Source organism: Dyadobacter luteus (assembly GCF_003383615.1).
Classification (GTDB): domain Bacteria; phylum Bacteroidota; class Bacteroidia; order Cytophagales; family Spirosomataceae; genus Dyadobacter; species Dyadobacter luteus.
In genome coordinates this window covers 90,409-111,711 of the sequence record NZ_QNUL01000014.1, presented here as the reverse complement: position 1 = coordinate 111,711, position 21,303 = coordinate 90,409, and the positions used below count along the sequence as shown (strand labels likewise).

Sequence of the window (21,303 nt, the reverse complement as noted above, 5' to 3'; positions counted from 1 at the left end):
TTAGCGATCTGATGTTACAGACCCTCATGGTGAATGAGTTTAAATTTTATTCTCCGAGCGATTCCTCTATCGGTTTCATGCTGTTGGTCAGATAATTAATAATAAGCCATGCAAGAATATAGGCTAGTCCGCATATAACGAAAAGAATGTTATAACCTGCGCCAATATTGCCAAGACCTTTATAATAATCTAAAAGCGCCCCTACAAGAAGCGGGAAGAAAGTAGAACCAAGTGATCCCGCCATCCCCCCGATTCCTACTACAGAACTGACCGCCCTTTTAGGGAACATGTCAGAAACTATTGTAAAGATATTAGAGCTCCATGCCTGGTGAGCAGCAGCGGCAATACTTATAATCCCAACTGCCACCCACACGTTGGTAGCAAACTTGGCAAGTACGATCGGTAATACAACAAATGCTACGATCAATAAAGTGGTTTTTCTGGCTTTCAATGGAGCCCAACCTTTTTTGATCAGATAAGATGATAACCATCCGCCACCAATACTGCCAAAAGTCGTTGCGGTATAAACGATAACAAGGTGTATACTTGGCTTTTTCAGATCGAGTGAGAAAGTGGTAGCAAAGTAGGCAGGCAACCAGAAAAGGAAGAACCACCAGATAGGGTCTGTAAGTAATTTACCAATGATAAATACCCATGTTTGTTTCAGTCCTAAAAGCTCAGCCCATTTAATCGGCTTTTGAACTCCCTCTGTCACAGCTTCATTGTCACTGTGGATATATGCATACTCCTCTGCAGATACTCTCTTGCTTCTGGAAGGTATTTCATAAAAAAGAATCCAGAATACGAGCCAGATAAAACCGAGTGCACCAGTAATTATAAACGCTTCCTGCCATCCGTAAGTACCCAATAACCAGGGTACCAAAATAGGTGCAGCTACGGCTCCTATACTTGTACCGGAATTGAATATACCTGTTGCCAATGCGCGCTCTTTTTTAGGGAACCATTCTGCCGTAGCTTTTACTGCTGCCGGAAAGTTACCCGCCTCACCAAGACCAAGTATCGCTCTCACAGCACCAAAGCCGAATGTGCTTTTTACAAATGCGTGGGCTATGGCGGCAATGCTCCAGATGACAATGGATATGGTATAACCTAATTTTGAACCGATACGGTCAATAAAGTTTCCGAAGATCACATAACCGAAAGCATAACATGCAGCAAATACCATTACGATATTGGCATAGTCTGTTTCTGTCCAGTTGAACTCCACTTCAAGAGTAGGTTTCAGATAACCGAGGATTTGTCTGTCGACGTAATTAATAGTGGTTGCGAAGAAGAGCAGACCGCACACCACCCAACGATAATTGCCGGTATTATTTTCTTTCATAATGAAAACGAAGTATACTACTTCACGTAAAGGAATAGGATGTTAATATGATCTTTGGCAATAAGACTGCAATTTAATGGTTCTACCCCTTAATGATATCCGGCAAATCAGCCAAAAAGAAATCCGCCATGCTCAACTGACTGAGAGCATGGCGGATTTATATATATTATTTTTTTATTTCTATACAATCGGATAAGCCAACTGTGCCTTCAATAGCTCTGCCTCATTGGTGAGATCAAGCCGGAGTGGTGTAATGGATACGAAGTCGTTCTCAACTGCCCATCTGTCTGTGCCTTCATCTGCGGGCTCCAGCGGGTAGACGGTGAACCAGTAATGCTTACGGCCCATAGGATCAAGTCCCGGCTCAATCCGGTTGTCGTATAACCGCACCGACTGCCTGGTCCAGCGCACTCCTTTTGGATTTACCGGAAAATTCACATTAACCAGATTGAGGTGTGTATTCTCGAACAGCAGCGACAGGGCTTTTTCAACAAAAGGATCAAGTTTTTCGAAATCAGGTTCAATATCACCAGCCGGAGTACTCAACGCAATTCCCTTCAAACCAAATAAAACTGCCTGTTTGGCCGCTGCGAGTGTACCCGAATGCCACATCGCATTCCCCAGATTCGGCCCCATGTTAATTCCTGAAAGCACTACATCCGGTTTATCCCAAAGATGCTGTCCCAGCGCAACGCAATCGGCAGGCGTACCGTTTACGCGGTAAGCATCTATACCATCGAAATGAACGGGCGATTTTTTATAAGACAATGGTCTGGAAGCAGTGATAGCATGCCCCATGGAAGACTGTTCAACATCGGGAGCTACTATTTTTACTTCTCCGAATCTGGATGCTATTTTAGCCAGAGCTGCAATGCCTGGGCTATATATTCCGTCGTCATTCGTTACCAGAATTTTCATAAGCGTTTGAATTGTTTGAAGCCAACCGTAACAAAATTGTGCCTGGTATATTTTTTATAAAATCGTTGGTTATACACTTAACATGATTATGAAAAAAGCGACCCTTTTACACAATCCAACTGCAGGCGAGAAAGATTTTTCGAAAAGCGAGTTGATGGAATTGATTAAGAAACAAGGTTTTGAATGCACGTACGAGTCTGTGAAGCAGGAGGGATGGGACGATTTTTCAAACAAAAGTGACTTTTTGATCGTAGCAGGAGGGGATGGAACCGTTAGACGTGCAGCCAAGGCACTTGTGAAGCGCAGACTCATTGATAAGCAATTTCCTATTGCTTTGCTACCTCACGGAACTGCCAACAATATTGCGGGCACGCTGGGTATAACAGGTAAGGCAGAGGAAATCATCAAAAGCTGGCAACAGAATAACAGGAAAAGTTTTGACGTTGGAAAAGTTTCCGGTTTGGAAAAGGACATGTTTTTCCTGGAAGCTTTCGGATGCGGTATTTTTCCCAGGCTTATTAAAGTAATGGAAAAGATGGAAGACGAGTTGGGCAAGGATGTGGATGAAAAGCTGAAAGCAGCTCAGGCGGTATTATATGACGTTGTACTAAACTACAAGCCGAGACAATGCAGGATCATAGCAGATGGAAGTGAGCATTCCGGTAAGTATATTATGATAGAGGTGATAAACACACGCTCTATTGGTCCGAATCTTCAGTTGGCGAATGGGGATCCTGGTGACGGGGAATTTGAGATAGTACTGATACCTGCCGAGCATCAGCAAAAGTTTGAACAATTTCTCCTTAGCCAAATTAACGGTGGCGGCGAAGATGAATTTTCATTTACCACTTTGAAAGCTAAAAATATCCGGATTGAGTGGGAAGATGGCAAAGATATTCACGTTGACGATGAGCGTGTCAAGAGCGACAAGCCTGTGACAATTAACATTGAAGTGCTGCCTGGCTTGCTTGAATTTATGGTTCCTAATTCAGAATCCTGATACCAAAACTTACAGATAATTATCAGTAATGATCATAATTAATAACTTTTAGTTATTAATTATAACCAATTTTAATTGGACTCGGCGCTCCGTATCAGTTAATTTTGACCCATCAAATCAGTTGTTGAGCTACCCACTTGTATGGTAGCAGAGGTTTAAGATAACAGTTACGGTATGCACACATCAGTAAATAAGCACCCGCTTTTCGAAGTGAAGTGACAAATATTAAAGGCGCTTAAGGAAGCTAAAAGATTACAGAATTTTGGAATAATAGTGCATAAAGCCTCATTACCAATGTAGTGAGGCTTTTTCTATAGTTTTGTTTTAACTACAGATAAGCTCGCATTAACCCAAAGCTGATGCATTTTACCTGAATAGTGAAGCCCGTCTGTGGCCAGAAGGCTGTTGTCGTTTACTACGGTACGGGAAATAGGGGTTATATCAATAAAGGAAATTCCCAGTTTGCTACATTCATCTTTGGCTATCTTATTGAACTGATCAATTTCTGCTGCAATCTTATTTCTGTCGGCTCCGGAGGCATAGGAAGTCACTCCCCAGTCGGGAATGGAAAGAACGAAAACTTTACTTTTGCCACCATGCGCATACGAGGCTGCTTTATCCAGCAGATTCTTAAAGTCAGTTTCATATTCTTCGATACTTCTTCTCTGGTATTGGTTGTTTACGCCAATCAGCAGCGATACAATATCATACTTTTGACTGGGCGGATTACCTTCAAGTCTGTTGATCAGATCACGCGTGGTCCATCCTGTGCGGGCGATAATCTCTGCAGAGGCAACATTTTTTCCTGCACGTCTCAGGTCATCGACCATCAGAACCGGCCAACGTTCACTTTCACGAACACTTTGGCCGATTGTATAGGAGTCACCCAATGCTAAAAATCGGACACTTCCATTCTGACCGGATGAAGTATCCACTTCATTTCCCGGAGCGATTGCCAGCTGTTCAGAGCCAGTAGCACAGGCGGCAAGCAGGAAAAATATTCCGATTATTACATTTATCAGCTTTAGCATATTCTGTGTACCGGATTGTTCACAAAGAGATATACTGAATAATTATTTGTTTGGATTGATTTATGAAAAGAAATTACCGATCATGCCATCACAGCAATAAGCGTGAGCGCCTGAACAGCCATTCGCCTGTCTCCATCCAGAATTATGATAGATTCAAGCTCTTCGGGACGCACGGCTTTGGTAAACAATTGCCAGGCAATTTCAGCAGGAATGGCGATTGTAGCTGTTACAAGTGAGGAATATGACGCTTGTAAACTCCACGCACTTTCCTCACGCACCAAAAACCAGACACCTCCCGCTTCTCCCGATATGGTAATTTTTAAGGCAGTACCCGGCGGTGCGGTTACATCGCGATAAACGTGCGGTAAACCAAGCAACAGCGTATGAATAAAAGGCATATAAAAATCTTTCGTCATAATTCCGGGTTTACCGGTTCCAAGGCGAATCTGTTGCTGATGATGCCATTTCTCGGTATACTCACGTGCCACATGAAACCAATTTTTGGAAACATCCTCGCCTGCCCATGCCACCGGGAATACAGCATTTTCATCGGGATTATGTTGTTGAATTAATCTACTGTATTCCCTGCCGGTTGTCTCCAATAAGTCAGTCAGAAGTGAGGGGCTCAGCCTTTTGGTCGCACGTACCCAATCTGCATTCAGTTCGTTCAGAAACGCTACCAGATCCTGATACGAATGGATAGGTCTATCCGGAACAACCCCATGACCGTCCCGAAACAGGGAGATCATCCTCATATTTCCGTCCAGTAAATGTGACGCAACATCTCTCACCGTCCATAGTTTTGCAACGGTCGGTTTATTCCAGTCTTCTTCAGTCAATGACCTTAGCAGCTCAATCAGCTTCTCATCAAGAATCGGAAACAAATGTCTTGTTTCTATCATCAGTTCGTCCTCATAAATTTCGCCAGATTCTCTCTTGCTGTGGTTCTTACCTTGTTTTTAAAAAAACCTGTCCAACCAATCAATAAGCCGGTTGTACCAAAAGCCTGTTTAGCCCAGGTATAAAAATCAAAGTGATCTCTGTGACTTATAATTTTTCCATTCACGATCTTGAAATCTGCGTGAATCCGGTTGGTTACCTTGTTTCCTGTTTTAGAAAAGGTATAAGTAGCCACCCAATCAGCAGAGGCGCCATTTTCCTTATCTTTAACATTGGAATAGGACAACTGAAAATCCTTTCCATTTTTACAAAGCATTTCCCACATGGCTTTCACTTCCGCACTGTTTAAATCAACAAAAGCTGCATCGCTGAACGTGGCATTATCGGCGTAGCAGGATTGCATGGTCTTATAATCGCCCTTTGCAAACGCTGAATAAAACTGATCTATAAGTTTTTCATTTTCAGTCATTTTTATAAATATTTAGACGTGATTGTATATGTGACGAACGAAGTTTTCGGGAGTGAAATAACAGAGAGCCCGATTAAAAGTAGGAAAACTTTCTGTTGAACAAAGCCAATTTGGTATTTTTGATGCGCTGAAATGCTCAGCCTGAGATCAGTTGAACTCAGAATTACATTGGCAAACCAGGAAAAGATGACTTACTGTCTCGGAATAAAAGTTAAGGAGGGTCTAGTAGCAATTGCTGACACAAGGATTACAGCCGGCACCAACACCACTGTTAAAAAGAAGATGTACATCACACAAAAGGACAATTATTCGTTGTTCCTTATGACCAGCGGGCTTCGCTCTGTGCGGGACAAGGCGGTACATTATTTTGAAGAATTATTAAATGACGGCGTCGTATACAACAAGCTTTACAAGGCCGTGAATGCCTTTGGCGAGCAGATCAAACGGGTGGCCGAAGAAGACAGGCAATCACTCGAAAAAGCAGGATTTAAGTTCAACCTTAATACCATTGTAGGCGGCCAGCTTAAGGATGATGCGGAGCACAAACTCTTCCTTTTGTATTCGGAAGGAAACTGGGTTGAGCTCGATGAAGGTTCTCCGTACGTTATTATCGGGAATTCGGGCCAGGGAAAGGCCATCTTGAATCGCGTACTAAATGAAGACTCTACAATGAAGCAGGCGCTGAAGGCAGGGTTTCTGTCATTTGATTCCACAAGGGTTAGTAATAATGATGTTGAGTTTCCTATCGATGTTGTATTATATAAAAAGGACAGCTTTCAGATCGTAGAGCATCGTTACGAAAAGAAAGATATGGAAGTAGTATCCGAGATATGGGCAGATAAGCTGAAGCAGGCTCTGGATGATATTCCTGAAGAATGGATGGATACTTCCTTTGACAAGATCTCATAAGTTTATACATAAAAAATGCCCGGTTGCAAATTGTAGCGACCGGGCATTTTTACTTGTATTCAAAAATCTTATTCTACACCATACTTGTCGAGCAGATAAAGCATCGCTGCCATAGACGCGGCACCTAACTCCAGCTCCCTACGACTCACCTTATCGAACGTATCATTGGTCGCGTGGTGGTAATCAAAATAGCGTTGCGAATCAGGAATGAGCCCCATTAACACAGTTCCCTGTTGACCTAGAGGGCCTATATCAGCTCCACCGCCTCCAACACCCAACTCATGTACCCCGTAAGGAGAAAATAAAGGCTGCCAGCTTTTGATCTTTTGTTTCTGAGCGGGAGTTCCTACAATACCGAAACCAAGAGGAGTAAATCCGCCACGGTCAGATTCGATCGCTGCAATATGTTTCTCTTTTTTTGATTTAGCCGAATCAGCATAGGCAATTCCACCCTTCAGACCGTTTTCTTCATTCATGAACATAACTGCACGTAGCGTATTGTTTGGCTTGTAACCCAATACTTTCAGCAACCTGACAGCTTCTATAGACTGCACACATCCCGTCCCGTCGTCATGTGCCCCATCTGCTATGTCCCAAGAATCCAGATGTCCACCCACTACCATGTATTGCTCAGGGGATTTGGCTCCCTTTAACTCACCAATTACATTGTGAGACGGAGCATCGGGTAATATCTCACAGCTTTGTTTAAAGTAAAATTCTGTAGCCGGATTGGTCTTTAAAGTTTTACTTAGCAGTTCAGCGGCATTGGTCGAAATCCCTGCTGCCGGAATCATGGGAGCGCCGCTTGCATAGCGCATGCTGCCGGTGTGAGGAACATCGTCCAATCTGGTCGTCATTGATCTCACGATACAGCCGATAGCCCCCATTTTTGCTGCCTCACTTGGTCCTGAACCTCGTTGCTCTACCGCTCCTGCATAGGCGTCGAAGGTATTGAGCTTGGTGGGATCCATGGGTCTGTTGAAGAATACAATCTTACCTTTCACCACACTAGTACCCAAATCCCGCAGCTCCTGGAATGATTTCACTTCAATCACCTGCGCTTTTATACCTGTTTTTGGTGTAGCGACAGATCCGCCCAATGCAACCAGAGGAACAACCGTTTTTTGTTTACCATTAAATATAGCGCCTTCTTCTTTGGCACCTCTGACCCAGTGTGGTACCATGACGTTTTGCAGAAAAACCTGATCGAACTTCTCTGCTTTCATAATCTCACTGGTGAGCGTCACAGCTTTGACCGCACCTGCGGAACCGCTTAATCTCGGACCTACTTCCTGGGTAAGCCGGCGAAGCATTTCATAGCTTTTACCGTCTGAAAGAGCGGTGTGGAAAATTTTTCGGATAAAAACAGAATCCTCTTTGTAGCCCGACTGAGCCATTGAAGTGCCTGTTATTGCCAGAGACAATAACAGGACTGGAAGAAATTTTCTTTTCATTGATAAAGGCAAAGGTGATTTTAGAATAGAAACTCAATCCTACAATTTAGGAAGGTTTCACGTCTTTTCCCTGCCTTTTTGCTATCGAAAGGAGTAACGCAGGCAACAATATAAGATTGGTACACATTGCTACCAATAAAGTTACAGAAACCATAACACCCATTGCAGCAGTTCCGCCAAAACTCGAAGCCGCAAAGATGATAAAGCCACAGAAAAGTATCACTGCTGTGTAAATCATGCTCAGCCCAGTACCAAAAATAGAATTTGTAATGGCCTGAGAAGGGCTCATTCCCTTTTCATATATCTCCTGACGGTAACGTGTAAGGAAGTAGACGGTTCCATCTGATGCGATACCAAATGTGATACTGAAGATCAGAATCGTTGTCGGTTTGAAATAAATTCCGAAGTAACCCATGATACCTGCCGTAAGTGCAAGCGGTATAAGACAAGGCAATTTTGACAACAATATAATCGGGATAGAACGGAACAGAACCATTCCTACGATGGCAATCAGTACAATCGCAATTAACAGACTTTCATATAAATTGCTAAGCAGGTAGTCGTTGCTTTTGAGGAATACCAGACTATGCCCTGTGAGGCTCACCTTGTACTGTTCAGGACTAAAGATAGAATCTATCTTTGGGCGGATCTGATTCATAAGTTCTTTAATCTTCTCAGAACCTACATCAGCCATTTGGAAGCTTACACGTGTTACACTTTTATCCTCATTCAAAAATGAATTGATCTGACGTGAAGCGCCCTGTTTTCCTTCTACGTAACCGGTAAGTTTGGCCAGTTCCAATACGCCGGGCAATGCGAAATATTTAGCATCTCCACCACGATAGGCCTGATACAGAAAACGGGAACCTTGCACAACTGACACCGGTGCGGAAAACTCCGGAAACTTTGCCATCTCGCTTTGCAACGCTTTGATCTTGTACAGCGTTTTAGCCTGGTCACCAAAGACTCCATTCTTTGATTTGGTGTCAATCATTACCTCAAAAGGTAACACACCATGAAAGTTCTTTTCAAAGAAACGGAGGTCGGTATATACAATGTCCTTTTTAGGAAGGTCGTCCACCACGTAGCCAATCGTTTCAATTTTGGTCATACCATACGCTGAAACAATAATCATCACAACCATCGAGATATAAATCTCCTTTCTACGGTAATGTACCAGCTTATTCACCGTTCTCAGGAATCCAGCTGCCCACTTTCCATCCAAATGCTTCATGTGACGCGCCTTTGGTACACTCATGTAGTGTAGCGTGATTGGCAAAAGCATGAGACAAAGCACATAGGTAACCATGACGCTGATGGCCGCCACAACACCAAACTCAACCAACAGGCTGCTGTTGGTAAAATAGAATACTCCAAAACCGATGGCAGTTGTCGTATTAGCCAGGAATGTAGAAAGCCCGATCTGACGAATCATTTCTCTGATCGCATCATCCTTTGTCTTGTTATCACGGAGTTCGGACTGGTACTTATTAATCAGGAAAACGCAGTTGGGAACACCGATGACTATAAGCAGGGGAGGAATAAGGCCGGTAAGAGCTGTTATTTTGTATCCAAACAAATGCAGTGTTCCAACCGAGAAAACCACTCCGATAAGCACTACAACGATGGAGAGCAGCGTAAGTCTGAATGAACGGAAGAATGCCCAAAGGATAAGCAATGTGACGAATACAGCCAGTCCCATAAAAAGCTGCATTTCTCCCGAAATTTTCTTCATATTGACCGTTCTGATATATGGCATACCAGAATAGTGAAGGTCTGTGGAGTATTTTACGGCGAACTCTTCCGCAATAGCCTCAATATCGCTCACAATCGTAAGCCGGCGTTTGGAATTCAGTTCCTTATCATTGAATGTAATAACGATCAGCGTAGCATTTGATTCAGAATTCAAAACAAGGCCTTCATAAATAGGCAGATTCAGAATTTCCTTTTTAAGGCTATCTACCTCACTTTGGGTGGATGGAATTTGCCGGATAACAGGCTCAAAATCAAACTGACGAAGACTGTCGTTTCTTACCGCCTTCTGAAGATTGGCCAGCGACAGAACACTTTTAATACCGTCTGTCTCTCTGATACGCTGGGTCAGTTTACACCAGTCGCGGAATTTATTCACTTCGAACAATTGGGGATCCTGCCAACCGATCACCATCACACTGCCATCTTCTCCAAACAGTTTACGAAAATCCTGATATTCCTTTTCAACAGGGTCGGTCGAGGGAAGTATTCTCGCAAATTGATAGGACAACTCAATTTTGTTGGCTTCATAAGCCATGAACAGGGTAGATGCAAGCACCAGTACAACCCACATAATGCGATAGCGTATTATGCCGGTCGCTATTTTATTCCACATATACTGTTTTTATTGATTTCGAAAGGGAGGCAAAGATAGGAAGTGCCAATAGAAAATACCTCTATATTGATTTAAAATGCGTTTTCAGACCCAAATATTCCCGGCACTACCAGTTGTTACAAGCCAATAATCTTTTCCAGGTGATGTGTTCCTACACCAAAGAATGACTTAGCCTGTTGCAATTTGGCAAGTATCTTTTCCCGTTCGGCTTCTGAAACTTTACCTTTAACGGCGGCAATCATCACATTTTTAGGCGTGTGAGCATCAGATATAAATTGAAAGACCTTCGTCTTATACCCGAAGTATTCAAGAATTAAAGCTCTGATTCCATCTGTAACCATTTCAGCCTGACGTTCCATGAATATTCCATGTCTTGTAAGGAAGTCAACGTCATTCACTGTTTTATTCTTTTCAATTTCTCTGCGAATCTGTTTGTGACAACAGGGCGCCACTACGATCAGGTCGGCATTTGCGGTAATTCCTTTACTGATTGCATCGTCGGTCGCGGTGTCACAGGCGTGTAATGCAATCAGGACATTCATATCATCCTGGTTGTAATCTTCTATTGTGCCCTGAACGAAGTTTAAACCTCCGAAAGCGGATTTATCGGCAATCTGATTACACAAATTAACCAGATCGTCCCTGTACTCAACACCGGTTACTTCAGCAGGCCGGTTGGTGACATTGGTCAGATAATCGTACAAGGCGAAGGTAAGATAACCTTTGCCTGAACCCATATCTACAACTTTCAGAACATCCTTCCGAGGCAGCTCCTTCACCAACGGGCTCAGAATGTCTATATAATGATTGATTTGACGATACTTGTCCTGAGCATTTTTGAAAACTTTCCCTTCGTGATCTGTGATATTCAGCTCTGTCAGATAAGCCTTATTCTGGCTGGATATAGGACGGTTTTTAGTTTTGTCGTGCTGTGTATCCGGGGTTTTATTGGAAGTGGGCGAAGATTCCCGCAGAAAGAATTCTCCTTTTTTGTTGGTATCAAGCAGATAATCCGCAGATGTTGTAAACAAATTACCAAACCTGAAACCTTCCTGGAGCTTTTCCCTAATAAGTGTCAATGCTTCGTCAACACCGTAGTTCTTGACAATATCTTTCGTTTTATAGCGGTAGGTGAAACTGACTTTATCTTCTCTTTTAATTTGGATCTTTTTTGCATAGATATTCTTCAGTCCGTCTTCGGCTCCCTTATAATTCCCAAGGGTAAGGCTTATAAAAGACTTATCGTTCAGACTTGATCCGACACGCGCTATAAATTGATCGAGGTGTTGTTGACTCATTGTAATTTTATAATCTCATTCCTGTAATCACTGTTGATTACTAACGATTTGTGATTGGTATTTCTATTTCAATCCGTGTTCCGGAATCGAAATTTTCATTAATTTTTATTTTTCCGGAAAGACTCTCAACACGATTTTTGATATTGAAAAGTCCCATACCTGATTTTGCTGATTTATCAAATCCGGTTCCGTTATCAGTGACAATAAGATGAATTGTTTTTGACACCTCGTTCAGACTGATATTGGCGATGCTTGCCTTGGAATGCTTGATGATGTTATTGGCCAATTCCAATACAATGCTGTACAGCTCAAATTCAGTTTTCGTCCCGTATCGCTTCTGGTCTACGTTGTTATCAAAGGTAAACGCAATACTTTTATTATCGTTCAGTTTGCTGGTCAATCGGGCCAGTGCAACAGTGAGTCCCTGTTCTTCCAGCTCAGCGGGTAGCAAATTATGCGAAAGACTACGTACCTCCTTATAGGCTGCATTCACCATTTCGTGTACACGGTTATAAATTTTCTGATCGTTATCCGGCAGTGCCTTTTTATCAATACCGAACAAATACCAGTTGAGCGAAGCCAGTGTCCCGCCTAAGTGATCATGAAGTTCAGCCGCCACACGTTTACGTTCCAGAGCTTGTCCCTGTGCCATAGCCTCCTGAATTTCCGCATTTTTCCGTCTCAACTTTTTATTGTTATACCACAGGAATGCAGCAAAAGCAATAATCAGGCAGGTAAGGCCTATCAGAAAACGCTGTACCTGTTCCTGTTGTTCAATTGTACGCTTTTGAATCGCGGAATCCATCTGCTGATTTTCAAACATCAGCTGATACATTGTGTACTGTCGTTGAATATAATCGTCGTGGATTTTTCTTCTGGCGATATAGGCATTCTCATTATAGTACATCGCTTCTTCGAGCATATTTTTTTCCTTGTAAGCTCGCCCAAGTGTTTGGTGTGCCCAGTTTGTCTGCTGAGTGGTGTGGTACTGCCGGGAATATTTTAGCGCTTTCTGGCACGCATCTATAGCCTTATCGTATTTTTTTTCCCAGTAGTAGGAGTTCCCCAGATTGTTTAGCACACTGATTTCTCCAAACAGATTTTTCGACTTTTGAGAGAGGGTGAGAGCATCAAGCAAATACTTTTCTGCAATCTCATGTTGATTCAACCGCACATACATGTAGCCCCAACTTTCCAACACAGATCCCATATTGCTTTCCATATGCAGCCCCTTGAAAATGTTATACGCCTGCTCATAATGCGCTGTAGCAATATCGATTTTATCTCTTTCCCGCCACATATTCCCCATATTTTCCAAACACAAGGCGCGGGAGCTGTCGTCTTTCATCTCCACGAAAACCTTTAAAGCCCGCTCGTAATTCACCTGTGCAGAATCCCATTGACGATACTCCGAATAACTTTCAGCCATAAAACGCCTGGCGTGCGCGTTGTAGATTGGCATCTTTACTTTACGGGAAAGAAGTAATGTTTCATTTGAAAGCTCGCGCAAAACATCATAACTGCCATCCATAAGATAAAAGGTGCTCAATAAATTATAGGCAAGAATTTTTCCCTTGTTCCACTGATGCTTCTGAGATAGCTTTAATACCAGTTTGGCATTGACAATCGCCTTTTCTGCATCGAGGTATAACTGAGAGTGGGCTAATGAGAGATATCCGAGTACGTCCGCTGTGTCTTTGGCAAAATCAGATTGATGTTTTTCGTCAAATGCGGCTGATTCCTGAACCGGGGCCGATTCATTGTTAACTGGGGAGCATTTAACTGCAGCAAGAAATATAAAAATAGAAAAGAGAAGTCCTAACCTGTATAAAGTAATCATATCGTAGTATACCTAGTCGGATTGCATCATGCAGGACCGCAGAAAGATGTCAGGGTATAACGTTGAGTTGAAAATTCAAATATATGGATGAAATACGAAAGTGTAAAACAAATCCGACTTCCATATAGAAATTATAAAATTTTGTATTGCTATTAACTTACAAAGGAATTGCCTTTGATCGTGAATCGATAGGGGAGCTCCTTCCCGACATTGATACCAATCCTTTGGGAAACAGCTATATCAATATCTGACAAAATGCTGCTGTATATGCCCAGGCTGCCATTGGTAAAGCTTTTGTGATTTGATTCGAGCTGACTGATACCCATTGCTGTTACTAATCTGCCCGGGCCGCGGCAAAGATCCCGGTCAGAGATAGATTTGGACATCGATGATTTTCGAGCTTCTATTCTTCTGTCCCGCATTAAATCAATGCCCTCAACAGGTTGCAAGGCCCGTACTAAGACGGCTTCACCAATACCGTTTTGATTGCCCACCACATTAATGCACTGATACATACCGTAAATCGTGTAGATATATATCGTACCCGGATCGCCATACATGGGCTCGGTTCTTGGTGTTCGTCTGTTAAACGCGTGACAAGCGGGGTCATTGGCCAGATAAGCTTCTGTTTCAACAATCATCCCGCTGGTAATTCCGGCGGGATGATCATGTATAATTACGCATCCCAACAGCTTTCTTGCCAGAGAAATTGTATCAAAAGACTCGTAGAAGGACTGTGAGAGCCGTTGCAAATGCATGTTTATTAGATGATATTCATTGTCTGCTCCTTAATCTTTTCTAGCTCGTCCTTCATTCTAACTACCAAATGCTGAATGGTTGCGTCATTCGCCTTCGAACCGATCGTATTTATCTCACGCCCAATTTCCTGAGCAATGAAATTTAGTTTCTTACCATTGCTTTCATTGGAGTCAAGCGTTTCGCGGAAGTAGGTCAGGTGATTAGCCAGACGGATTTTTTCTTCGGATATGTCAAACTTCTCGATATAGTATATCAATTCCTGCTCGAAACGGTTTGGATCATAATTATCGTCCGACAACAGATCACGTACCTGTTTTTCCAGTCTTTCTCTTACTGCCGGGATGCGCAATTTGTCCTGTTCAATCACACTGGCCAATAGTTCCTCTATGGTCGTAATGTAATCATTGAACTTATCAGCTGTCATTTTACCCTCCTGCTCACGAAAGACATTACATTTTCGAATCGCTTCGAGCACAGCTACCTTGATCTGAGACCAGTCATTTTCCTTACTTGACTCATCTACTGATTCGGTATTGTAGGTATTCGGCATTTGTAAAGCCAGGCGATACAACTCCGTATTATCAGGCTCAAACCCAATTCCACTCGCAGTTTCGAATAAATCCTGATAGTAGGCAGCCACCAACGCACGGTTCACAGTAGTTGACGCAACCGCCTTCCCAACGGGTTGTACAGTAAGTGTAAACTCTACTTTTCCTCTCTCCAGAGATTGTGTAAGCAGATTTCTGATCTCAATTTCGCGCTCAGAGAAATGTCTTGGAATCCGGCAGTAAATGTCCAGAAACTTGGAATTAAGCGTTTTGATCTCAACAGTTACGTTTATTGATTCAGATTCGATGTTGGAAACACCGTATCCTGTCATAGATTTTAGCATGTAAAAAGTACAGTTATAATGATGAAATCAATCGTTTTTATTTTGATTATTGAATCGCTGCTTACCACCAGATTTGGCTGGATGCTGGCTTTCCGACTGCTGAGGCTTCGATACCAACGCATTTTTGTCGATTTCGTCACTTTCCACTCTGTATCGGGCAACATCTATAGCGAGGTAAATAGCCTGAAGCAATGACCCTTCTGAAGCCTGCTTCTTGCCTGCAATATTGTAAGCGGTGCCATGATCCGGAGAAGTACGCACTACGGGTAATCCGGCTGTGAAATTCACACCTTCGTTGAATGCAAGTGTTTTAAAAGGAATAAGACCCTGATCGTGGTACATGGCCAAAACAGCATCATACTTTTTATAGGTGCCTGCGGCGAAAAAGCCATCTGCCGGAAACGGTCCGATCACCAAATTACCTCTATCCTTAAATTCTTTAATCACCGGCTGGATGATTTCGATTTCCTCGGATCCAAGCAATCCATTTTCGCCGGCATGTGGATTGAGACCCAATACAGCAAGACGTGGCTTTTTTATCCCGAAGTCACCTTTCAGAGATTTAAGAATCTGATCGATTTTGGCTGTTAATTTTTCTTTCGTAATGTTTGCTTTTACATTTTCCAGTGGAATATGCCCCGTCAGAACACCAACACGCAGGTCTCCCGCAACCATAAACATTAGCGCATCGTCTACTTCAAATGATTTGGCAAAGTATTCTGTGTGCCCCGGAAACTTGAAATCATCATTCTGGATGTTGTCCTTATTGATCGGTCCCGTCACAATCGCATGGATTTTTCCGTTACGAAGATCTTCAACTGCCCGTTTTAGTGAAGAAAAAGATGCCTGACCTGCTTCAGCGGTAATTTGTCCGGGAGCAATTTCCGTCTGATGGTCGTGCCAGCAAGTAATGACATTGGAGAGTTTCGGATTGGCTTGCTCCGGTTTTTGAATGCCGTGTAAGGTCCAATCTTTCATATCCAAAAGATTTCTATATTGATTCAACACGCGCAGTGATCCGTAAACCACCGGTGTGCATAATTTCGCTAACTGATTTCCTTCTAGTGCTTTAAGTATTACTTCCGGTCCTACACCGTTGTAATCCCCCAATGTGATTCCGATAATGGGCTTAGTGCTCGTTTGCTCGCTCATGAACTTTAAATGATATTCTTACAATTCTAATGTGCATTTCTCTATTACTTTTGCGGAAGCAATAGAGCGGCAAGTTACAAAAAATCCCGTGCCTCATATGAAAATCCTGATAGCAGACTCCATGCACCCCTCTCTTTTTACCATGTTTGAAGAGCAGGGCTGGGCATATTCTTACCATCCTGAGTACAAAAGAGAAGATATACTTAATACATTGCCCGCATACGACGGGCTCATTATACGCAGTAAAACGACTGTAAACCGAGAAGTTTTAAACGCGGCAACCAATCTGAAATTTATCGGACGTGCGGGAGCCGGTCTCGACCTGATAGACCTCGAAGCAGCAGCCGAGTTCAATATTGAAGTATTTCATGCCGGCGAAGGCAACAGGGATGCGGTGGCTGAACATGCGTTGGGTATGTTACTTGCATTATTTAACAACATTCTCCGCGCCGATCGCCAAGTGCGTACGGCTGTGTGGGACAGAGAAGGAAATCGCGGTGTAGAGCTGATGAATAAAACCGTGGGATTGATCGGCTATGGCAACAACGGAGGTGCCACTGCACGCAGACTGAGTGGCTTTGGCTGTAAGGTGTTGGCGTATGATAAGTACCGTGACAATTACGGAGATCAGTTTGCCCAGGAAAGTTCAGTTGAGCAAATTATGCAGGAAGCCGACATCGTTAGTCTTCATATCCCATTGACAAATGAAACCAAATTCCTTGTGGATGATGATTTTGTAGAAGGTTTTAAAAAGCCGTTTTACCTGATGAATCTGTCTCGTGGAGAGACTGCCCATTTGTCATCTGTCGCTTCCGGACTGCAATCGGGAAAGATAAAAGGTGCATGCCTTGATGTTTTGGAGAATGAAAAGCTTGCAAAGCTTACAGGAGAACAACAAGTGGCATTTGATTATATCAAAGCGCAGGACAATGTAGTACTGACTCCTCACATTGGTGGCTGGACGCATGAGAGTTATAACCGGATCAACGAAGTATTAGTCCGCCAGATCAAAAGCTGGATAAGTGAAGGGAAATTCCCTACTCAAGCAGAACAACACTGATGTTGCCGGTAGATTCCAGATAACAGGTTTTTACTTTGCGATAATCGTCAACACCATTTTCCCTGAGTAAGCCCTGAAGTTCGGTCAGATCCATTAACTCTTTCTCCATATTGGCGTGATGCAGTCGGCCGTTCCTGATCAGAAGAATAGGAGCGGGGCGGCTGAGTTTGCCAAACAAAATCTTTTTGTACCCCATCCAATCAATCGCGTAATCCCAGAAAACAAGTGTTCCGATCAGGACTGCACCCTCGGTGATGGAATTATATGTACCTGCCATAGCGTTTTGTGCTGCATCTGAAATCATCGTTATCAACAGCAAGTCGCTGATGCTAAGCTGGCCGGTCCCCCTTCTGAAAACACGGAGAAACAAATAGATAATCCAATAGGTGATTGTTCCCCTTATAAATACTTCTAACAGGGATAGGCTGGGAACGAACATTTCCTGCAGATGTAAACTGTATATTTTATCCATAAGTAATAGCTATTATTCAGTTTTATAACGCACTACTGATCATTCACTTACGAACCTGGCAGCTTATAGATAATTGCCAACAGCTACCTGGCATCAGGCGGTGTATATAAACAAAAATGCCGACCAAAGGTCGGCACATTTGCATCTATTAGCCATGAAAAATAAAATACTTATTATTTGCCAAGTGTACCGCGAAGTGCACGTGGGATTTCAACTGAAGCGATTGGGTTGCTTGCGGCTGTCAAGATAACAAAATTTTCAGCTTTAACAGCACCAACCTTCACTGATTTTCCTAAATCAAGTTCAGTTACATCAACGTTAACGTAGTCAGGAATGTTCTCAGCTAAACCTTGAACACGCAATTTACGCAATTTTTGATTCATTTTACCACCTTTCATAACTCCCGCAGATGCTCCGGTAAGTTTTACAGGTACGTCAACCTTAATTTCTTTTCCGTCGATGATTTGTAAAAAGTCAGCGTGGATAAGAGAATCGTTTACAGGGTGAAACTGTTTTTCCTGAAGGATGGCATTGTATATTGTTCCCTCGATGTTCAAGGTAACATTATAAATATCCGGTGTGAAAAGCAATTCACGGAACAACATAGCTGGTGCATAAAAATGAACCTGCTCGCTTCCTCCATAAAGTACAGACGGAACATAACCTTGTGAGCGAAGTTCCTGGGATTGTACCTTACCGAGATTCGCTCTTTTAAACCCTACAATCTCAAGTGCTTTCATAGAATAAAAAAATTAGAAAATTAAAAAAAATTATTGATTGTGATTTATAAATAATGAACTAATAGACTCATGATCACGAATCCGACCTATGGCTTTTGCAAAAATCTCTGCAACCGTAAGTACGCGGATTTTATCGTTTTGCTGTTTCAACGGAATCGTATCTGTAATGATCAATTCCTCTAAAACTGAATTGGCAATATTTTCATGTGCTTTTCCTGACATAATTGCGTGTGTACTGATCGCACGCACAGAATTGGCACCTTTGTCGAGGATAATCTCTGCAGCTTTGCAAAGCGTACCTCCGGTATCAATCAGGTCATCCACAAGCACAACATCCATTCCTTCCACATCACCAATCACTTGCATACTTGCAATCTCATTGGCTCTTTTACGATGTTTATCGCAAAGTATCATATCAACGTTCAAAAACTTCGCAAAGTTTCTTGCACGTGCCGCACCACCCATATCTGGCGAAGCGATCAGCAGATTTTTAAGGCCTAATGATTTGATATAAGGAACGAAAATAGAAGTACCTTCCAGGTGATCTACAGGGAAATCGAAGAAGCCCTGGATTTGTCCTGCATGAAGATCTAACGTTACCAGGCGATCCACACCTACAGAAGTGAGCAGATTTGCAACCACCTTTGCAGCGATAGCCACGCGTGGTTTATCTTTTCTATCCTGACGGGCGTAACCAAAATAAGGAATTACCACAGTTACATAATGAGCAGATGCACGTCTTGCTGCATCTACCATCAGCAGTAACTCCATCAGATTGTCCGTTGGCGGGAATGTAGACTGAATTAAAAATACATCACAACCCCTCACTGACTCCTCAAAACTCGGAGACAATTCACCATCGCTAAACTTACGCAGATTGTACCCGCCAAGTTCTTTACCATAATATCTGGCTATGTCTTTCGCCAAATATTCTGATTGACTTCCTGAAAAAATTTTAACTGTGTTAAATGAGCCCATGGCTAACTAAAAATTTGCGCAAAATTAAATAAAAATCAATTAATTACGATAATATTTCTCTAAAAAAATGTAGTAGAGACGAATACTACCTAAACCGGTAACTACTCCGACAAGAGCACCTACGAAAATATCTCCCGGATAGTGTACCCCGACATACACACGACTGTAGGAATAAAAACACGCCCACAGCAACACCAGCCACATAAAATTAACCTTTCGGTAAAGTAAACTAAACCAGACAGTTGCCAGTGCAAAACTTGTGGAAGCATGCGAAGATGCGAACCCAAACTGTCCGCCGCATCCCGCCACTTCATGAACGAGCCCTGCAAGAAGCGGCTCATGACAAGGCCTGAACCGGGCAAAATAAGGCTTCATAATTCCCGAGGTAATCTTATCCGCAATCACTACAGCTACGATTACCGTTACTACAATGGCAATACTTTTTTTCCCTTCTGCCTTTATTGTCAACGAGATCAAAAGTATATAAAGCGGTATCCAGGTATACTTATAAGTCACCCAATACATCAGCTGGTCGGCCCAGGGCGAATGCATTCCATTCAGCCAGAGAAACAATTGCTGATCATGCTGAATGAGTGACGTTATACTTTCGCTCATGAGCTGAATCCTAACACGCTTCTGACCTTACCTATTGTATGGCGGGCTATCTGCCTCGCTTTTTCTTCACCTTCGGTAAGGATTTTCTCCAGCTCGTCATTGTTTTCCATGTAATAGTTAAAAATGCGGCGCGGCTCCTCAAACTTCTGCAGAATGCATTCGTAGAGCGCCTGCTTGGCATGTCCGTAGCCATATCCACCATTCACGTAATTGCTGCGCATTGCTGCTATTTCATCATCACTGGCTACCAGAGAATACAGTTTGAAGGTGATATCACCGTCAGGATCCTTAGGATCATCAAGCCCTTTTGAGTCCGACAATATCTTTTTAGTAATCTTTTTCAGTTCATTCTCCGGAAGGAAAATGTCAATGTAATTATGATAAGACTTGCTCATCTTCTGACCATCAATGCCCGGTATCGTCATGATCCGTTCATCAATCTTTGGCTCTGGTAACACCAGAATATCTTCTCCGGCTAGTTGGTTAAACCGGCTTGCAATGTCCTTCGTCATTTCCAGATGTTGCTTCTGATCCTTACCAACCGGAATTATGTTTGCATCGTAAAGCAAAATATCAGCAGCCTGCAATACGGGATAAGTAAACAAACCTGCATTTACATCAGCCAGTTTCTCCGATTTCTCTTTGAATGAAGTTGCATTGGCGAGCATCGGAAAAGGCGTGAAGCAACTCAGATACCATGCCAGCTCAGTATGTTCCTGAACCCTAGATTGTCTCCAGAACGTATTTTGTCTAAAATCAAATCCGAAAGCAAGCCAGGTTGAAGCGATGGCTCTCACGTATTCTGCACGTTGAACCCCGTCTTTCAACGACGTAAGTGAATGCAGATCAGCGATAAAGAAAAATGATTCGTTCTGCGGATTTTTGGAAAGCTCAATAGCAGGAAGTATTGCACCCAGGATATTACCCAAATGAGGACGTCCACTACTTTGAATTCCAGTTAGGATTCTGGCCATTAACTATAAATAATTATATAAAGAAACTTTGTAATACGCTACAGAAAGCTTTTTGATTGAAAAAGTTACAAAGATATTCAGATGATCCGATCGGTCAGATGTTTAGCTCAAAGATCTCACGATACGACC

The 21,303-nt window shown here is 42.7% G+C and carries 20 protein-coding genes; 3 read left to right on the top strand and 17 right to left on the bottom strand.

Annotation, left to right across the window (positions count from 1 at the left end; translation table 11 throughout):
* Positions 1-46 precede the first annotated feature (46 nt).
* Positions 47-1,345 (bottom strand): MFS transporter, encoded by a 1,299-nt coding sequence (locus DSL64_RS17235; RefSeq protein ID WP_115832159.1) that lies wholly within the window; start codon positions 1,343-1,345, stop codon positions 47-49.
* Positions 1,346-1,525: 180 nt separating this feature from the next.
* Positions 1,526-2,263 carry a 5'/3'-nucleotidase SurE gene (surE, locus tag DSL64_RS17230; RefSeq protein WP_115832158.1) on the bottom strand — a complete coding sequence of 246 codons (738 nt, stop codon included), beginning with the start codon at positions 2,261-2,263 and terminating at the stop codon, positions 1,526-1,528.
* A gap of 88 nt (positions 2,264-2,351) precedes the next feature.
* Between surE and DSL64_RS17225 the strand changes: the two genes are divergently transcribed.
* Positions 2,352-3,263: a diacylglycerol/lipid kinase family protein gene (locus DSL64_RS17225; RefSeq protein ID WP_115832196.1), complete on the top strand. Its 912-nt coding sequence runs from the start codon at positions 2,352-2,354 to the stop codon at positions 3,261-3,263.
* Between the two features lie 311 nt (positions 3,264-3,574).
* Here DSL64_RS17225 and DSL64_RS17220 read toward each other — a convergent pair whose 3' ends face one another.
* The 3 genes from DSL64_RS17220 to DSL64_RS17210 all read right to left on the bottom strand — a co-directional run bounded on the left by DSL64_RS17220 (position 3,575) and on the right by DSL64_RS17210 (position 5,663).
* Entirely contained in the window at positions 3,575-4,294 is a 720-nt protein-coding gene (locus DSL64_RS17220; RefSeq protein WP_115832157.1) for an SGNH/GDSL hydrolase family protein, read from the bottom strand.
* A gap of 80 nt (positions 4,295-4,374) precedes the next feature.
* Positions 4,375-5,196 (bottom strand): maleylpyruvate isomerase N-terminal domain-containing protein, encoded by an 822-nt coding sequence (locus tag DSL64_RS17215; protein ID WP_115832156.1) that lies wholly within the window; start codon positions 5,194-5,196, stop codon positions 4,375-4,377.
* Positions 5,196-5,663, bottom strand: a complete 468-nt coding sequence (locus DSL64_RS17210; RefSeq protein WP_115832155.1) for a nuclear transport factor 2 family protein — start codon at positions 5,661-5,663, stop codon at positions 5,196-5,198. The genes DSL64_RS17215 and DSL64_RS17210 overlap by 1 nt, the downstream gene beginning before the upstream one ends.
* Positions 5,664-5,849: 186 nt before the next feature.
* On the opposite strand from DSL64_RS17210, the gene DSL64_RS17205 reads away from it, so the two are divergent.
* Positions 5,850-6,572, top strand: coding sequence for a proteasome-type protease (locus DSL64_RS17205; protein WP_115832195.1), 723 nt, complete (start codon positions 5,850-5,852; stop codon positions 6,570-6,572).
* Between the two features lie 68 nt (positions 6,573-6,640).
* On the opposite strand, the gene DSL64_RS17200 is transcribed toward DSL64_RS17205, so the two are convergent.
* The 7 genes from DSL64_RS17200 to pdxA form a co-directional block, all read right to left on the bottom strand.
* Positions 6,641-8,026 carry a M28 family peptidase gene (locus tag DSL64_RS17200; RefSeq protein ID WP_115832154.1) on the bottom strand — a complete coding sequence of 462 codons (1,386 nt, stop codon included), beginning with the start codon at positions 8,024-8,026 and terminating at the stop codon, positions 6,641-6,643.
* A gap of 46 nt (positions 8,027-8,072) precedes the next feature.
* On the bottom strand, positions 8,073-10,394 hold the full coding sequence (locus tag DSL64_RS17195; protein WP_115832153.1) for an efflux RND transporter permease subunit: 2,322 nt from the start codon (positions 10,392-10,394) through the stop codon (positions 8,073-8,075).
* 116 nt (positions 10,395-10,510) lie between these two features.
* Positions 10,511-11,692 carry a class I SAM-dependent methyltransferase gene (locus DSL64_RS17190; RefSeq protein ID WP_115832152.1) on the bottom strand — a complete coding sequence of 394 codons (1,182 nt, stop codon included), beginning with the start codon at positions 11,690-11,692 and terminating at the stop codon, positions 10,511-10,513.
* Positions 11,693-11,732: 40 nt separating this feature from the next.
* Positions 11,733-13,532, bottom strand: a complete 1,800-nt coding sequence (locus tag DSL64_RS17185; protein ID WP_115832151.1) for a tetratricopeptide repeat-containing sensor histidine kinase — start codon at positions 13,530-13,532, stop codon at positions 11,733-11,735.
* 152 nt (positions 13,533-13,684) lie between these two features.
* Positions 13,685-14,290, bottom strand: a complete 606-nt coding sequence (locus tag DSL64_RS17180) for a DNA-3-methyladenine glycosylase (protein WP_115832150.1) — start codon at positions 14,288-14,290, stop codon at positions 13,685-13,687.
* A 5-nt stretch (positions 14,291-14,295) separates the two neighbouring features.
* Entirely contained in the window at positions 14,296-15,183 is an 888-nt protein-coding gene (locus tag DSL64_RS17175; RefSeq protein ID WP_115832149.1) for a YicC/YloC family endoribonuclease, read from the bottom strand.
* 27 nt (positions 15,184-15,210) lie between these two features.
* Positions 15,211-16,335, bottom strand: a complete 1,125-nt coding sequence (gene pdxA, locus DSL64_RS17170; protein WP_115832148.1) for a 4-hydroxythreonine-4-phosphate dehydrogenase PdxA — start codon at positions 16,333-16,335, stop codon at positions 15,211-15,213.
* A 97-nt stretch (positions 16,336-16,432) separates the two neighbouring features.
* On the opposite strand from pdxA, the gene DSL64_RS17165 reads away from it, so the two are divergent.
* Positions 16,433-17,395 carry a 2-hydroxyacid dehydrogenase gene (locus DSL64_RS17165; protein ID WP_115832147.1) on the top strand — a complete coding sequence of 321 codons (963 nt, stop codon included), beginning with the start codon at positions 16,433-16,435 and terminating at the stop codon, positions 17,393-17,395.
* On the opposite strand, the gene DSL64_RS17160 is transcribed toward DSL64_RS17165, so the two are convergent.
* From DSL64_RS17160 to trpS, 5 genes are all read right to left on the bottom strand, one after another.
* A complete protein-coding gene (locus DSL64_RS17160) occupies positions 17,373-17,867 on the bottom strand; it encodes a DUF421 domain-containing protein (RefSeq protein ID WP_115832146.1) in 495 nt (164 codons plus the stop codon). The genes DSL64_RS17165 and DSL64_RS17160 overlap by 23 nt on opposite strands.
* A 173-nt stretch (positions 17,868-18,040) precedes the next feature.
* Complete coding sequence (locus DSL64_RS17155) at positions 18,041-18,607, bottom strand: 50S ribosomal protein L25/general stress protein Ctc (RefSeq protein WP_115832145.1); 567 nt, start codon at positions 18,605-18,607, stop codon at positions 18,041-18,043.
* Positions 18,608-18,637: 30 nt separating this feature from the next.
* Entirely contained in the window at positions 18,638-19,585 is a 948-nt protein-coding gene (locus DSL64_RS17150; protein ID WP_115832144.1) for a ribose-phosphate pyrophosphokinase, read from the bottom strand.
* A 39-nt stretch (positions 19,586-19,624) separates the two neighbouring features.
* Positions 19,625-20,200: a phosphatase PAP2 family protein gene (locus tag DSL64_RS17145; protein ID WP_115832143.1), complete on the bottom strand. Its 576-nt coding sequence runs from the start codon at positions 20,198-20,200 to the stop codon at positions 19,625-19,627.
* Entirely contained in the window at positions 20,197-21,174 is a 978-nt protein-coding gene (gene trpS, locus DSL64_RS17140) for a tryptophan--tRNA ligase (RefSeq protein WP_115832142.1), read from the bottom strand. The genes DSL64_RS17145 and trpS overlap by 4 nt, the downstream gene beginning before the upstream one ends.
* Between the last annotated feature and the right edge of the window lie 129 nt (positions 21,175-21,303).